We start from the raw sequence: 14,950 nt of genomic DNA on the forward strand, positions 1-14,950 counted from the left end.
GCCTCCTCATCGTCGGTGACCGCATACTAGAACACGTTCTAATATGCCCGTGCCCGATTCCTCTTACAGAAGCGGGACGTCGACCTCGACGGTGTCGAGTGCGAACGGTGGAGCCCCGAGCCCGACCACAGAGAACGTCGACCACGGGGTGCGCTCAGTCAACCTGCCGCGCGCGGTGCGATCCCCGATCGTCACCGTCACCTCCTGAGGCATCCTGACTTCCAGGCTGTCATCGAAAACCGTTCCCTGCCAATGGTAATGACCATCGATGGGATCAAGCTGCCCCGTCAGCCGCACCCGCACCCCATGGATGCGGTCGCCGACGACGACCGTCGCCTCACCGTCGTACACGGTGTCGTCGGGCCCGTCATCGGAGGCCAGGGATCGCACATCGAAAGCCGACGGAATCCGTCTGCCGACTTTGCGCCAGAAGCGGCCGCTGCGGTGCGTGGTTTCGTGCGAACGGTCGTTGTAAAAGCGCTGTGTGCCCGGACGCACCTCGATGCGGGTCCCGCCGGTGCGGTCGAGGTGGTCGAGGCACTTGGCGATGTAACCCTTCTGGGCGGCGGTGTCGGGGCCGGTGACCAGAAAGTAGTTGGGGACGCCGTGGACGGCGACGCCGAGATAAGGCGCAGGAGTGGTGCCGGACGCGGCGGGAAGCGCTCCGTCGGTGGCAACGAGCACGCGGGCGCGCCGGCCGCAGGCTGTCCACGTGTGCGAGGTCTCGTCGAACTCGGCGTCACCCGCGTCGGTCACGTAGGCGACCGCGTCGACCGTCACAGAAAACCGCCGCGCTTCCACATGCGCCTGGCGATCGGTCCAAGCAGGCCGACGTCCTGCAGGAATGCCGCCAGAGGTGCGAATCCACTGACATGCACCGCATGCAGGTGGGCGCTGGTGCGGGCCTGACGGCGGGCCTCGCGGGCGTCGAGCCCGACGCGGGCGTACTGGACTTTGTTGGTGAACAGGTGCCGGAAGAACAGCCCGCCGGCGCCGTTGATGTTGGACACGACGAACTTCGGGATCGGCCGCATGTGGGGCGCGCGCTTACGCAGCCCGTCGCGGGCGAACTGGATGTGGCGCGCCTCTTCGGTGACGTGAATGCGCATCAGCCGCTGCACCATCGGCTGCAGTTCCGGGTCGTCCATCATCTGGCGCTGCAGCGAGTCGAAGATCTCCTCGCCGATCAACGCGGCCATCCACAACGCCGACCCCTGGAACGCGAACGGCAGCGCGTTGATGATGATGCGTTGATAACGCCTGGGCCGCACCGGTTTCGCGCCGATCCGGTCGATGGCCTTGCCGAACATCACCATGTGCCGGGTTTCGTCGCCCAGCTCGGTGAGCTCGTAATGGGTGGCCCGCGCGGTCGGATCCTGGTGCATCATCTTGCGCAGCAGGGCCTGGTTGAGGATGTTCTCGAACCAGATCCCCGCCGACAGCGTGTTCGCCAACTCCTGGCGGGACAGCTCGATCTGTTCCTCGCGCGTCATCGAGTTCCACAGCGGCGTGCCGTACAACGACACCGACTTGGGTGGCAGGAAGAACTTGTCGGGGTCCAGTGGTGCGTCCCAGTCGATGTCGACGACCGGAGCGTAGGACTTCTTTACCGAACCCTTCAGGAGACGCTCGGCGAATTCCGCGCGTGTTGTTGCTTTTGACTTCGCAGGAGCCGTCATGACGTCGACGGTAGGGAGCCGCGACGTAAGAAGTCAATACCTCTGGTACCGGATACTTGCGGTAATGCCATCTTGTGACGTGCGGGGTGGATCATGATCGGATGGGATTGTTCTTGCTGCGCGCCGGTCTGACCGGGCTCGCGCTCTGGGTGGTCACGCTCCTGGTGCCCGGCATCGAATTCGTCGGCGGGGATTCGACGCTGGCGCGGGTCGGCATCATCTTCGTCGTCGCGGTGATCTTCGGGCTGGTCAACGCCATCATCAAGCCGATCGTCCAGATCATCTCGATCCCGCTCTACATCCTCACGCTCGGTCTCTTCCACATCGTGATCAACGCGTTCATGTTGTGGATCACCTCGAGGATCACCGAGAACACCACCCACTGGGGCCTGTCCATCGACGACTTCTGGTGGACCGCGATCTGGGCCGCCATCGTGTTGTCGATCGTGAGCTGGCTCCTCTCGCTCGTCGTCCAGGCAGACTGAATGACATGCCCGAACTCCCCGAGGTGGAAGCGCTCGCCGATCATCTGCGTCGCCACGCTGTCGGCCTGACGATCGGCCGGGTCGACGTCTCGGCCCTGTCGGTGCTCAAGACGTTCGACCCGCCGGTCACGGCGCTGGCCGGCCACGAGGTGACCGCGGCCAACCGGTGGGGCAAGTACCTCGGCCTGCAGGCGGGTGACCTGCATCTGATCACCCATCTGTCCCGGGCCGGATGGCTGCGTTGGTCGGACAAGTTGTCGCCGGTGCCGCTGAAGCCGTCGGGCAAGGGTCCGATCGCGCTGCGCATGCATCTCGGCACGCCGGGGGAGGCCCCCGGTTTCGACCTGACCGAGGCCGGTACCCAGAAGCGGCTGGCGGTGTGGGTGACAACGGATCCGTTGGCCGTGCCCCAGATCGCGGCCCTGGGGCCGGACGCGCTGTCGTTGACCGCCGACGGGCTGGCCGACGTACTCAAGACGCAGGGCGGCCGCATCAAGACCGTCATCACCGACCAGAAGGTCATCGCCGGCATCGGCAACGCCTACAGCGACGAGATTCTGCACGTCGCGAAACTCTCTCCGTTCGCGACGTCGAACAAACTCACCGAGGCCCAGCTCGCGGCGCTGCACGACGCGATGATCAGCGTGCTCACCGACGCCGTGACGCGGTCGGTCGGCCAGCAGGCCGCCACGCTGAAGGGGGAGAAGCGGTCGGGGTTGCGGGTGCACGCGCGCACCGGGCTGCCGTGCCCGGTCTGCGGTGACACGGTGCGCGAGGTGTCGTTCGCCGACAAGTCCTTCCAGTACTGCCCGACATGCCAGACCGGCGGCAAAGTCCTCGCCGACCGCCGGATGTCGCGGCTGCTCAAGTAGCTCCGGCGATTGGTCCTGACTTGTCTAACTCGGTTATCCTTCCCGCATGACTCGGCAGAAGATCCTGATCACCGGCGCGAGCTCCGGCCTCGGCGCGGGGATGGCCCGCCAGTTCGCCGCCAAGGGACGCGACCTGGCCCTGTGCGCGCGCCGGCTCGACAACCTCGACGAGCTCAAGGCCGAACTGGCCACGCGCTACCCGAACATCAAGGTCGCGGTGGCGTCTCTCGATGTCAACGACCACGAGCAGGTGGCCAAGGTCTTCAACGAGCTGAGCGACGAACTCGGCGGCATCGACTGCGTCATCGTCAACGCCGGAATCGGCAAGGGCTACCCGCTCGGCGGTGGCAAGATGTGGGCCAACAAGGCCACGATCGAGACGAATCTCGTTGCCGCACTTGTGCAGATCGAGACGGCACTCGAGATGTTCAAGTCGGCGGGCGCCGGGCACCTCGTCCTCGTGTCGTCGGTGCTGGGCAACGTCGGCGTCCCCGGGTTCAAGGCCGCCTACTCGGCGAGCAAGGCCGGCGTGACATCGCTGGGCCAATCGCTGCGCGCCGAGTACCCGTCCGGACCGATCAAGATCACCGTGCTCGAACCCGGCTACATCGAGTCGGAGATGACGGCCAAGTCCAACTCCACGATGCTGATGGTCGACAACGAGACCGGCGTCAAGGCGATGGTCGACGCCATCGAGAAGGAGAAGGGCCGCGCCGTGGTCCCCGGCTGGCCATGGTGGCCGCTGGTCGAGGTCATGAAGCTGCTGCCGCCGCGCTTCACCAAGTACTTCGCATAGCGGCCCCTTCTTCGCCGCGAGCGTGCGCGTCTGCGGGCGACACGCGGCAGATTTCTCGAACTTTGCGCACGCTCGCGCCGCCCGGCTCAGGCTGTTCGACCTCGCTCCGCCCGGTAGCGCCGCACGAGGGCGTCCGTCGACGAGTCCGACTGTTCGGCGGGCGACTCATCGGACGTGATCACCGGTAGCAGCGCCTTGGCCTGCGTCTTGCCGAATTCCACACCCCACTGGTCGAACGAGTCGATACCCCAGATGACACCCTCGACGAAAACCTGATGCTCGTAGAGCGCGACGAGCTGGCCCACCACCGACGGTGTCAGCTTCGTCGCCAAGATCGACGTGCTCGGCCGATTGCCCGGCATCACCTTGTGAGGCACCACATTCGGCGCGGTGCCCTCAGCTGCAATCTCCTCGGCCGTCTTGCCGAACGCCAGCACCTGCGTCTGCGCGAAGTAATTGCTCATCAACAGGTCGTGCATGCTGCCGGTGCCGTCGGCGGTCGGCAGGTCGTCGGTCGGCTGGCTGAAACCGATGAAGTCGGCCGGAATCAACCGGGTGCCCTGATGCAGCAACTGATAGAAGGCGTGCTGGCCGTTGGTGCCCGGCTCGCCCCAGAAGATCTCGCCGGTGGCGGTGGTCACCGGGGTGCCGTCGGCCTGCACCGACTTGCCGTTGGACTCCATCGTCAGCTGCTGCAGATACGCCGCGAACCGCGCCAGATCATTCGAATAAGGAAGCACCGCACGGGTTTCCGCGCCGAAGAAATTGTTGTACCAGAGCCCGATCAACCCGAGTAGCACCGGCGCGTTCTCCTCCAGCGGAGCCGTCCGGAAATGCTCGTCGACGAGATGGAAGCCGGCCAGGAACTCCGCGAAGCGCTCCTTGCCGATCACCGCCATCACCGACAACCCGATCGCCGAATCCACCGAGTAGCGCCCGCCGACCCAATCCCAGAAACCGAACATGTTGTCGGTGTTGATCCCGAAGTCGTCGACGAGCTTCGCGTTCGTCGACACCGCGACGAAGTGCTTCGCCACCGCCGCATCGCCCAGGCCTTCGGTCAGCCAGCGCCGCGCCGCCGTCGCGTTGGTCAGCGTCTCCAGCGTCGAGAACGTCTTCGACGCGATGACGAAAAGCGTTGTCGCAGGGTCGAGTCCGGCCAGCTTGGCCACCAGATCCGCAGGGTCGACATTCGACACGAAACGCGCCGAGATGCCGGCGTCGGCATAGTGGCGCAACGCCTGATCCACCATCACCGGGCCCAGGTCCGAGCCGCCGATGCCGATGTTGACGACGGTTGTGATGCGCTCGCCCGTCGCGCCGCGCCACTCGCCGCTGCGCAGCCGGTCGGTGAAGTCACCCATCCGGTCGAGCACCTCGTGTACATCGGCCACGACGTCCTGACCGTCGACGATCAACTCCGAACCGCGGGGCAGGCGCAACGCCGTGTGGAGTACCGCGCGGTCCTCCGAGGTGTTGATGTGCTCGCCCGAGAACATTGCGTCACGCCTTGCCGGCAACTCGGCGGCGCGCGCCAGGTCGAGCAGCAGTGTCAGCGTCTCGGCCGTGACGCGGTGCTTGCTGTAGTCGATGTAGAGGTCTCCGACGGTGAGCGCCAAGTCGGTGCCGCGGGCCGGATCGTCGGCGAACAGGCCGCGCAGATCCCTACCGGCGAGCTCGTCGTGGTGCCGGGCCAGTGCCTGCCAGGCAGGCGAAGCGGTGATGTCGGTTCCCATGTTCAGAACACTAGTGCCGCCAGGTGGACAGGGGTGAAAGACTTGGGGCATGGATGCTTCCGCTGCCTCGGACCTGCTGGCGTCAGTTCCCACCGGCCTGTGGATCGGCGGTGAAGAGCGTCAGGGCAGGTCGACGTTCGACGTTCTGGACCCGAGCGACGACACGGTCCTCGTCGCCGTCGCCGACGCAACCCCCGACGACGCCCGCGCGGCGCTCGACGCGGCCTGCGCAGTGCAGGCGGAGTGGGCGGGCACCGCACCACGCAAGCGCGGCGAGATCCTGCGATCGGTCTTCGAGACCATCACCGCGCGCGCCGACGACATCGCCGCACTGATGACGCTCGAAATGGGCAAGGTCGTCGCCGAAAGCAAAGGCGAAGTGACCTACGGCGCGGAGTTCTTCCGGTGGTTCGCCGAGGAAGCCGTGCGCATCGGCGGACGCTTCACGCCCAGCCCTGCCGGCAACGGTCGCATCATCGTCACCAAGCAGGCCGTCGGCCCCTGCTACGCGATCACGCCGTGGAACTTTCCACTCGCCATGGGCACTCGCAAGATGGGCCCGGCATTCGCCGCCGGCTGCACCATGATCGTCAAGCCGGCGCAGGAGACGCCGTTGACGATGCTGCTGCTGGCAAAGCTGATGGCCGAGGCGGGCCTTCCCAAGGGCGTGCTGTCGGTGCTGCCGACCAGCAGCCCGGGTCCCGTCACCGAGGCGCTCATCAACGACGGCCGGCTGCGCAAACTGACGTTCACCGGCTCCACCGGCGTCGGCAAGGCCCTCGTGAAACAGTCCGCGGACAAGCTGCTCCGGACGTCGATGGAACTCGGCGGCAATGCCCCGTTCATCGTGTTCGACGACGCCGATGTCGATGCCGCGGTCGACGGTGCCATCCTCGCGAAGATGCGCAACGGTGGCGAGGCGTGCACCGCAGCCAACCGATTCCACGTCGCCAACGCCGTGCGCGAGGAGTTCACCGACAAGTTCGTCAAGCGCATGAGTGAGTTCACGCTCGGCAAGGGCCTCGACGACACGTCGACGCTCGGCCCGCTCATCAACGCCAAACAGGTCGCCACCGTGACGGAGCTGGTGTCCGACGCCGTGTCGCGCGGCGCGACCGTCGCCGTCGGCGGCGTCGCACCCGGCGGCCCGGGCAACTTCTATCCCGCCACCGTGCTCACCGACGTACCCGCCGACGCCCGGATCCTCAAGGAGGAAGTCTTCGGACCTGTCGCGCCGATCGCCGGCTTCGACACCGAAGAGGAAGGCATCGCGGCAGCCAACAACACCGAGTACGGGCTGGCCGCCTACGTCTACACGCAGTCGCTGGACCGCGCCCTGCGCGTCGCAGAGAACATCGAATCCGGCATGGTCGGTGTCAACCGCGGAGTGATCTCCGACGCCGCCGCACCGTTCGGCGGAATCAAGGAATCCGGCTTCGGCCGCGAAGGCGGCAGCGAGGGTATCGAGGAGTACCTCGACACGAAGTACATCGCGTTGACCACATAGCCAGCGCGCCTTCCCGATCGGGCACCCGCACGTCCATAGACTTCCTTGCTCGAAGGCAAGGAGGGCACCGGAACTGTGACTGCCGTGAGTGCGGCGCCAACTCGCGTGGGCCCGCGCCGGTATGTCGGTCCGGGCCAGTCGATCCCGGCGCTCGACGGGATGCGGGCCATCGCCGTCGCGCTGGTGCTCGCCGACCACGGCGGCATCCCCGGCCTGTCGGGTGGCTTCCTCGGCGTCGACGTCTTCTTCGTCCTGAGCGGATTTCTGATCACCTCGCTGCTGCTCGACGAGATGGGCCGCACCGGTGGCATCGGGTTGAAGGGCTTCTGGATCCGTCGCGCGCGCAGGCTGCTGCCCGCACTGCTCGTCATGGTCCTGACCGTCGTGGCCCTGCGCGAACTGTTCTCCGAGGAGTCCACCGCGAGCCTGCGCGACGATGCGGTCGCGACGTTCTTCTGGATGTCGAACTGGATGTTCGTAGCCCAGAAGACCGACTACTTCGCGCAGGGGGCACCGCCGTCGCCGCTGCAGCACACATGGTCGCTTGCCGTCGAGGAGCAGTACTACGTCATCTGGCCGGTGCTGATCGCCGCCGTCCTTGCCGGCCTTGGCGCGATCGCGTACCGCCGCGGCGTGACACTGTCGCAGCGAGCCGTCCGCACCGCGGTGTTCGTCCTCGCTCTCGCCGGAATCGTCGGGTCCGCCACGGCGACGGCGCTGCTCAGTTCCCCCGAGAACCTCAACCGCGTCTACTTCGGCACCGACACCCGCGTGCAGGCGCTGCTCGTCGGAGCGGCGGCGGCCGCTCTCGTCGTCCGGGACTGGCGGGGCCTGACCGCCGGGCTGGTGATGTTCCGGTCACGGTGGACGCGGTGGCTGGCCTGGTCGCTTCCGGTGGTCGGGCTCGTGGTGCTGTTCATGGCGGCCCGCATCGCGACCGGCAGCGCCGAGGAGTTCCGCAGCGGGCTGCTCATCGTGGTGGCGCTGGCCGCGATCCTCGTCATCGCGCCGGTGACGCTCGCCCAGGACGGTCCCGTCGCACGGCTGCTGTCGGTCGGCCCACTCGTCGGGCTCGGTGCGATCTCCTACGGCGTCTACCTGTGGCACTGGCCGATCTTCCTGGTGCTCAACGGCGAACGGACCGGGATCTCCGGGTGGCAGTTGTTCGCGTTGCGGTGTGCGGCGACCATCGCGGTCGCCGCGGTGTCCTGGTGGCTCATCGAGCAGCCGATCCGCGAGTGGCGCCCGACGTTCGTCCCGATGCTGCCGCTGGCCGGGGCGACGGCAGCGACGGCGGCGGTCGTGACGATGACCGTGCTGCCGGTCCGCGTGATCCCCGAGCCACCGCAGCCCGGTCCGCTCGTCGACACTGCGGCGCTGATCGGGCCGGAGGTTCCGGTCGAGGTCATGACGAGGCCTCCGCAACCGCCCGCGCCCGGTGACCTGCGCGTCGCGGTGTTCGGCGACTCGATCGCGTGGACGATGATGCGCTACCTGCCCGAGACACCCGGCGTGGACTTCGCGAACTTCACCACGGTCGGATGCGGGATCGCCCGCGGCGGGCCGTACGAGTATGTCGGCCAGGAACTCGAGCAGAAACCCGAATGCGATGCGTGGCCCGCGCGCTGGGCGCAGCGGATCGGTCACGAGAAACCGGACGTCGTGCTGTTGATGGTCGGCCGGTGGGAGGTCGTCGACCGCATGAGCGAGGGGCAGTGGACGCATATCGGCGAGCCCGGCTACGACGCCTATCTACGTGATGAGCTCAATCGCGCACTCGACATCCTCGGCTCCACCGGCGCCCGGATCGTCGTCACGACCGAGCCCTACAACCGCCGGTCGGAGAAGCCGGACGGCAGCCTCTATCCGGAGGATCAGCCCAAGCGGGTGGAAGCGTGGAACACGTTGTTGCGCAGCGTCGTCGAGAAGCGCCCGAACGCGACGGTGCTCGACTTGAACAAGAAGCTCAGTCCCAACGGGTACTACCAGGTGCGGGTCAACGGCATGAGGGTGCGCAGCGACGGCGTGCACCCGACCCCGGAGGCCGTCGAGTGGATGACCCCGTGGCTGGTCGAGGCGCTCAAGCCCGAGTGAGGACCTGCGGAGAGATCAGTGGCCGAGGCGGCCGCGGCCGAGGCGGAGCAGCAGCATGGCGAGGTTCTTGCCCTCTTCGCCGAGCACGCTGTAGCGCTCGATGACCTTCATCTCGCGGCTGTGGACGAGGCGCGTGCCACCGGAGGCCATGCGGGCCTTGCCGATCATCTGAGACACCTCGGTGCGGCGCTGGATCGCTTCGAGGATCGCGGCGTCGAGGCGGTCGATCTCGAGGCGAAGGTCGTCGATATCAGGCACTGTCAATGATTCAGTGGTTTCTGTGTGCGCCGTTGTCGTGTGCGTCGTCATGGTGGTCTCCGGATTCTCGTGTTCGGAAGGCCGCTCCGTATCGGGCCTCACACAAGAGACGAGCCCCGGATCGCCGAAGCGGACCGCGGGGCTCTGGGAAGCAGCTACACCACGGGCACCGCTGGCCGGTACCCGTAGAAAAATCGCCACTGCGCATTGAGCACGTAGTGAGTGTGCCACTAGCCGCCGGTGCAGCGCAAAGAGTCGACGGCGCCGGTGGCAGATGAGTTTGCCCCTCACGTGCCGTAGGCGCCTTGGCCGGTCCGCGGCGGCGCTCACGCGAACGGCGCGGCAACCTGGCTCGGCGCCTCGCCGACGCGCACCCGGCGGTGCGGGAGACACCCCAAAATTCCGTTCTCAACTAGCGGGTATGGAGGTCGAGGCCGAGATACAGTGACGGCGAGACGTGCGACGAATCCGCATCAAAGGGACGCGGTCCGGTCAAGGCGAAAATGCGCAGGGGGAACGCGGGTTCGTGCCGCGAGCAGGTTGCTGGGTAATGCTGCGGACCGTCGTCCGCCAGTTGGTCTGGGTCGACGGAGGCGGGTGGTGGCGAGTCGAACGCTCCGATGGGAGAGTTCGCGTTAGCAATTTGCTGAATGCTCGGAACAGTTACTCTTCACGTGCATTCTTCGGTGGCCCCTGCCGATTGATCAGTGGCGTCGGAGTGGGTGTTGGTGATCATGAAATACCTTCTGAATGAGCATATTTAGACCGACAGGCCATACCTCGTCGCAATCGGCTCCCGCGCAAAGTGCCCCGGATGGCGAAAAGCTCGGAGCAAATCTGAATGTCGCCTTGACACGTTGCTGTGAGCGACCTTAGATTCCTGGTGCGCACGTAATGTGGGTCACAATTCATCGCCGACACGGGGCGAGCGAACTCCGGATGGGGGAGTCATTCATGGCGAGGCACCGCGCTAAGCAAAAGTCGACGACAGCACAGGGTTCCGTGCTCCGCTACCTCACGGCCGGGGTGTTCGGGACGGCAATGGTGGGGACAGGCCTGGCGCTGGCGATCGCTCCTGACGTCGAGTCGCCGTCGACCGCGGCGATGACGGTGAAGCTGGTGTCGACCGATTCGGCACTGCCACCCGAGTGCCTGGCCGGCGCCGGTGCCGCATCCGGGTGCGACACCTTGGTGGGTTCCAGTGGTGCACCGACGCCGATCGCGTTGGCATCGGCCAATCCGGTGCTGCGCCCGATGATCGGCCCGGGCGGCTGGCTGATCGGCGATGGCATCGACGCCGCCGAGGACTGCGAAGGCAGCGCATGCCGCGGTGGCAACGGCGGAGTGCTCTGGGGTAACGGCGGCGATGGCCGGTACGGATGGGACGGCGGCAACGCGGGGCTGTTCTTCGGCGATGGCGGCAACGGCGGCGACGGCCTCGACGCCGAGTACCGGCCGCAGACAGGCGAGAAGCTGGCGGCCACCGACGGTGGCAACGGCGGGCGCGGCAGCCTGTTCGGCAGGGGCGGCGACGGCGGCAGGGGCGGCGATGACGACAACCAGCTGGACTCCAGCGATCCACTGAACAACAACGCCGAGGCGGGCTGGGGCGGCGATGGTGGCCGCGGCGGCCTGCGCGCCGGCAGCGGTGGCACCGGTGGCGACGGCGGCAAGGCGACGTCCGACAACGGTGACGCCACCGGCGGAGACGGTGGTTATGGTGGCGACGCCACCGGCCGCCACGGCGGAGCGGGTGGCAACGGCGGCGAAGCGATCTCGCTCGGCGGGAACGCCTACGGCGGCTGGGGTGGCGACGGCGGCAAATCGTCGACGGGCAACGGCGGCGCCGGTGGTGACGGCGGTCATGCCGCGGGACTGCTCGAAGGCACCGAAGCCGTCGGTGGTACCGGTGGCGACGGCGGCGCGAGCAGGTCCGGTACCGGCGGCAGTGGCGGCGCGGCCGGCGACGCGACGAGCCTCGACGGTACGGCGGCCGGCGGTCGCGGCGGCGACGGCGGGAACGCATCGATCGGCAGCGGCGGTTCGGGCGGCAACGGTGGCGACGGCCAGTCCGTCGAGGGCGACGGCGTCGGCGGTGACGGCGGCGACGGTGGTGACGTGCGCACCTTGGGTCGCGGCGGCGACGGCGGCAATGCCGGCAACGGCACCGTGTACACCGGTGGGCTGTCCGACTCCGACGGCGACGCAACCGGCGGCACCGGTGGCAACGGTGGCCGTGGCGGCGCGGTGATGAGTGACGGCGGAGACGGCGGTGACGGCGGCGATGCGACCCTGCCGAATCTGCCGGGCGGAAAGGGTGAGGCGACCGCGGGCGTCGGTGGCCTCGGCGGTGCCGGCGGTGCTGGCGGCAACGACGGCAGCGAGGGATCGGACGGCACGACGAGCCGGTCTGACGCTTCCGACGACTAGAGGATGAACGAAGGCTCTCCGGGGCGACAGGGTGTGAGGCCCCGTCCCGGAGGGCCTTCTTCTTGCGCGCGATTTCCGCGCGGGGTCCAGAAGTGTCCGCCTTCAGCGGTAAGTTCGGTTCCGACATGAGTGTGCACGTGACCCTGAACGATGAAGCCAGGCCAATGTCCGGCAGTGACAATCCCGCAGACCTCCTCGAAGGCCTCAACCCGCAGCAGCGTCAAGCGGTGCTGCACGAAGGATCCCCGCTGCTGATCGTGGCCGGCGCCGGGTCAGGCAAGACCGCGGTGTTGACCCGGCGCATCGCCTATCTGCTGGCCGCCCGCGACGTGGGCGTGGGCCAGGTGCTCGCCATCACGTTCACCAACAAGGCGGCCGCCGAGATGCGCGAGCGGGTGGTGTCTCTGGTGGGTCCGCGGGCCAGGAACATGTGGGTGTCGACGTTCCACTCGACGTGTGTGCGGATCCTGCGCAATCAGGCCTCGTTGTTGCCCGGCCTGAACTCCAACTTCTCGATCTACGATGCCGACGACTCGCGGCGGCTGCTGATGATGATCGGCAAGGACATGGGCCTCGACACCAAGCGGCATTCGCCGCGGTTGCTGGCCAACGGCATCTCCAACCTCAAGAACGAGTTGATCGGGCCCGAGCAGGCTGCGGCCGAAGCCTCCGAGGCCGAGGACGACCTGGCGCGCATCATCGCCGAGGTGTACGCCGAATACCAGCGCCGGTTGCGGACGGCCAACGCGCTCGACTTCGACGACCTCATCGGCGAGACAGTCGCTGTGCTGCAAGCGTTTCCGCAGATCGCCCAGTACTACCGGCGCCGGTTCCGGCACATCCTCGTCGACGAGTACCAGGACACCAACCACGCCCAGTACGTGCTGGTGCGTGAGTTGGTGGGTACGGAAACGGTCGACGGTGTCGCGCCTGCCGAGTTGTGTGTCGTCGGTGACGCCGACCAGTCGATCTATGCGTTCCGCGGCGCCACCATACGCAACATCGAGGACTTCGAGCGCGACTTCCCGAACGCCACAACCATTCTGCTGGAACAGAATTACCGCTCGACACAGACGATCCTCAACGCCGCGAACTCGGTGATCGCCCGCAACGTCGGCCGTCGCGAGAAGCGGCTGTGGACCGACGCGGGCGAGGGCGAGTTGATCGTCGGGTACGTCGCCGACAACGAGCACGACGAGGCGCGCTTCATCGCGCAGGAGATCGATGCGCTGTCCGACGCGGTCGGCGACTTCTCCTACAACGACGTCGCGGTCTTCTATCGCACCAACAACTCTTCGCGTGCCATAGAAGAAGTCTTCATCCGTGCCGGCATTCCGTACAAAGTGGTTGGGGGAGTGCGCTTTTACGAGCGCAAAGAGATTCGCGACATCGTCGCCTACCTCCGTGTGCTGGACAACCCGGGCGACGCGGTGAGCATGCGGCGCATCCTCAACACGCCGCGCCGCGGTATCGGCGACCGCGCCGAGGCCTGCGTGGCGGTGTATGCGGAGAATACCGGCTCGAACTTCAACGAGGCGCTGCACGCTGCCGCCGAGGGCAATGTCCCGATGCTCAACAGCCGCTCCGAGAAGCAGATCGCCGCGTTCGTCGAGTTGCTCGACGAGCTCCGTGGCGGCCTCGACGGCGAGCTCGGCGACCTGGTCGAGACAGTCCTGGACCGCACGGGCTACCGCGCCGAACTGGAATCGTCCAACGATCCGCAGGACCTGGCCCGGCTCGACAACCTCAACGAATTGGTCAGCGTCGCACACGAATTCAGCACCGATCTGGCCAACGCCCGGGCTCTGGCAGAAGAGGGCGGCGAGGAGCCGCAGGACGAGGACGTGCCCGACACCGGCGTCCTGGCATCCTTCCTGGAACGGGTCTCCCTGGTCGCCGACGCCGACGACATCCCCGAACACGGCGCGGGTGTCGTGACGATGATGACGCTGCACACCGCCAAAGGCCTGGAGTTCCCGCTGGTTTTCGTGACCGGTTGGGAGGACGGCATGTTCCCGCACATGCGAGCGCTCGGCGACCCGGTGGAGCTCTCCGAGGAGCGGCGGCTGGCCTACGTCGGCATCACCCGCGCCCGCCAGCGGCTGTACCTGAGCCGGGCCAAGGTCCGTTCGTCGTGGGGCCAACCGATGCTCAACCCGGAATCCCGCTTCCTACGGGAGATCCCGCAGGAACTCATCGACTGGCGTCGCACCGAGGCGCCGGCGTCGCCGTACTCAGCGCCGGTGGGCAACGCCGGCCGCTACGGCACCCCGCGTCCGTCACCGTCGCGGCCGGCAGCGGGCAAGCGGTCGCTGATCGTGCTCGAGGCCGGAGACCGCGTCACCCACGACAAGTACGGCCTCGGCCGTGTCGAGGAGGTCTCCGGTGCCGGCGAGTCCGCGATGTCGCTGATCGACTTCGGCAGCGCGGGGCGCGTGAAACTGATGCACAACCACGCACCCATCAGCAAGCTGTAGGTCAGTCGGTGCGGCTCCATCGCGCCGTCGCGGGAAGCGCCGCGAGCACGATCGACACAAGCGGCAGCAGCGGCAACGTATAGACCAGCGCCGGCAGGCTGGCGCCGGCGACGAACAGGCTTGCGAAAATCAGCAGCGCGATCACAGCGCCGACAACGACCAGAAGCCGTGCGGTCCTGCGGCGCAGCAGCAGAGCGATCACCCCGCTGATCGAGGCCGCGGCCGACACCGCGGCGAGGAATCCGACCGCCACGCAGAACAGCGGGTCGGTGGCCCACCATCCGGTGATCAGGTCGGTGGCGATCACACCGCTGGCCCAGCCGGACAGGATGCTGAAGACGGCGGTGGCGATGGCGGAGCGCGCATCGACCCGCAGAGCTCGGGGTGGCCCCACCGCGGTGGGTTTGGCCCGCGGCACCATCTGGGTAACTGGATCGGAGACGACGACGGGCATAGCTCCGGTGGGGTGGCGGCGCAGGATGCTCGTGGGCGGCTCAGAAAAGGCGTCAGGGACAGATGTGGGCTGCGATCCGGTGGTCAGCGGGGCGCGACGCAGAATCCGGGTACTGGCGTCGTCTGAGGCCGAGTCCGGGTCGGGAGGTGGATCGGGTTCGAA

At 67.2% G+C, this 14,950-nt stretch carries 12 protein-coding genes and 1 pseudogene; 8 read left to right on the forward strand and 5 right to left on the reverse strand.

Features of this window, described 5'->3' with window-relative positions; translation table 11 throughout:
- Positions 1–63 precede the first annotated feature (63 nt).
- Positions 64–780, reverse strand: coding sequence for a DUF4873 domain-containing protein (locus P9A17_RS14475; protein WP_278039322.1), 717 nt, complete (start codon positions 778–780; stop codon positions 64–66).
- Entirely contained in the window at positions 777–1,679 is a 903-nt protein-coding gene (locus P9A17_RS14480; RefSeq protein WP_278039323.1) for a diiron oxygenase, read from the reverse strand. The genes P9A17_RS14475 and P9A17_RS14480 overlap by 4 nt, the downstream gene beginning before the upstream one ends.
- 101 nt (positions 1,680–1,780) lie before the next feature.
- Between P9A17_RS14480 and P9A17_RS14485 the strand changes: the two genes are divergently transcribed.
- The 4 genes and pseudogenes from P9A17_RS14485 (at position 1,781) to P9A17_RS14500 (ending at position 3,832) form a co-directional block, all read left to right on the forward strand.
- A complete protein-coding gene (locus tag P9A17_RS14485) occupies positions 1,781–2,164 on the forward strand; it encodes a phage holin family protein (protein WP_278039324.1) in 384 nt (127 codons plus the stop codon).
- Between the two features lie 5 nt (positions 2,165–2,169).
- A pseudogene (locus P9A17_RS14490) lies at positions 2,170–2,412 on the forward strand (DNA-formamidopyrimidine glycosylase family protein); the annotation flags it as partial.
- Between the two features lie 150 nt (positions 2,413–2,562).
- Positions 2,563–3,036 (forward strand): zinc finger domain-containing protein, encoded by a 474-nt coding sequence (locus P9A17_RS14495; RefSeq protein WP_278039861.1) that lies wholly within the window; start codon positions 2,563–2,565, stop codon positions 3,034–3,036.
- 46 nt (positions 3,037–3,082) lie between these two features.
- On the forward strand, positions 3,083–3,832 hold the full coding sequence (locus tag P9A17_RS14500) for an SDR family oxidoreductase (RefSeq protein ID WP_278039325.1): 750 nt from the start codon (positions 3,083–3,085) through the stop codon (positions 3,830–3,832).
- Between the two features lie 86 nt (positions 3,833–3,918).
- Here P9A17_RS14500 and pgi read toward each other — a convergent pair whose 3' ends face one another.
- The gene (gene pgi, locus P9A17_RS14505; RefSeq protein WP_278039326.1) at positions 3,919–5,568 is read right to left on the reverse strand and encodes a glucose-6-phosphate isomerase; all 1,650 of its coding nucleotides are present in this window, start codon (positions 5,566–5,568) and stop codon (positions 3,919–3,921) included.
- A 49-nt stretch (positions 5,569–5,617) separates the two neighbouring features.
- Between pgi and P9A17_RS14510 the strand changes: the two genes are divergently transcribed.
- Together P9A17_RS14510 and P9A17_RS14515 are read left to right on the forward strand one after the other, a co-directional pair.
- Complete coding sequence (locus P9A17_RS14510; RefSeq protein ID WP_278039327.1) at positions 5,618–7,075, forward strand: NAD-dependent succinate-semialdehyde dehydrogenase; 1,458 nt, start codon at positions 5,618–5,620, stop codon at positions 7,073–7,075.
- Positions 7,076–7,150: 75 nt separating this feature from the next.
- Positions 7,151–9,169: an acyltransferase family protein gene (locus P9A17_RS14515; RefSeq protein ID WP_278039328.1), complete on the forward strand. Its 2,019-nt coding sequence runs from the start codon at positions 7,151–7,153 to the stop codon at positions 9,167–9,169.
- A 15-nt stretch (positions 9,170–9,184) separates the two neighbouring features.
- On the opposite strand, the gene P9A17_RS14520 is transcribed toward P9A17_RS14515, so the two are convergent.
- Positions 9,185–9,529 (reverse strand): chorismate mutase, encoded by a 345-nt coding sequence (locus P9A17_RS14520; protein WP_278039329.1) that lies wholly within the window; start codon positions 9,527–9,529, stop codon positions 9,185–9,187.
- 852 nt (positions 9,530–10,381) lie between these two features.
- Between P9A17_RS14520 and P9A17_RS14525 the strand changes: the two genes are divergently transcribed.
- Together P9A17_RS14525 and pcrA are read left to right on the forward strand one after the other, a co-directional pair.
- Complete coding sequence (locus P9A17_RS14525; protein ID WP_278039330.1) at positions 10,382–11,857, forward strand: hypothetical protein; 1,476 nt, start codon at positions 10,382–10,384, stop codon at positions 11,855–11,857.
- Between the two features lie 125 nt (positions 11,858–11,982).
- On the forward strand, positions 11,983–14,334 hold the full coding sequence (gene pcrA / locus P9A17_RS14530; protein WP_278039331.1) for a DNA helicase PcrA: 2,352 nt from the start codon (positions 11,983–11,985) through the stop codon (positions 14,332–14,334).
- Between the two features lies 1 nt (position 14,335).
- Here the strand turns inward: pcrA and P9A17_RS14535 are convergent, their stop codons facing one another.
- Positions 14,336–14,890 (reverse strand): hypothetical protein, encoded by a 555-nt coding sequence (locus P9A17_RS14535; RefSeq protein ID WP_278039862.1) that lies wholly within the window; start codon positions 14,888–14,890, stop codon positions 14,336–14,338.
- Between the last annotated feature and the right edge of the window lie 60 nt (positions 14,891–14,950).

This window comes from Mycobacterium sp. 236(2023) (assembly GCF_029623955.1).
In the GTDB taxonomy this organism is placed as follows: Bacteria; Actinomycetota; Actinomycetes; order Mycobacteriales; family Mycobacteriaceae; genus Mycobacterium.

Coding starts and splice junctions, on each gene's coding strand:
- P9A17_RS14485 (WP_278039324.1), top strand. CDS start 1,781: ATGGGATTGTTCTTGCTGCGCGCCGGTCTGACCGGGCTCGCGCTCTGG.
- pcrA (WP_278039331.1), top strand. CDS start 11,983: ATGAGTGTGCACGTGACCCTGAACGATGAAGCCAGGCCAATGTCCGGC.
- P9A17_RS14500 (WP_278039325.1), top strand. CDS start 3,083: ATGACTCGGCAGAAGATCCTGATCACCGGCGCGAGCTCCGGCCTCGGC.
- P9A17_RS14510 (WP_278039327.1), top strand. CDS start 5,618: ATGGATGCTTCCGCTGCCTCGGACCTGCTGGCGTCAGTTCCCACCGGC.
- pgi (WP_278039326.1), bottom strand. CDS start 5,568: ATGGGAACCGACATCACCGCTTCGCCTGCCTGGCAGGCACTGGCCCGG.
- P9A17_RS14525 (WP_278039330.1), top strand. CDS start 10,382: ATGGCGAGGCACCGCGCTAAGCAAAAGTCGACGACAGCACAGGGTTCC.
- P9A17_RS14480 (WP_278039323.1), bottom strand. CDS start 1,679: ATGACGGCTCCTGCGAAGTCAAAAGCAACAACACGCGCGGAATTCGCC.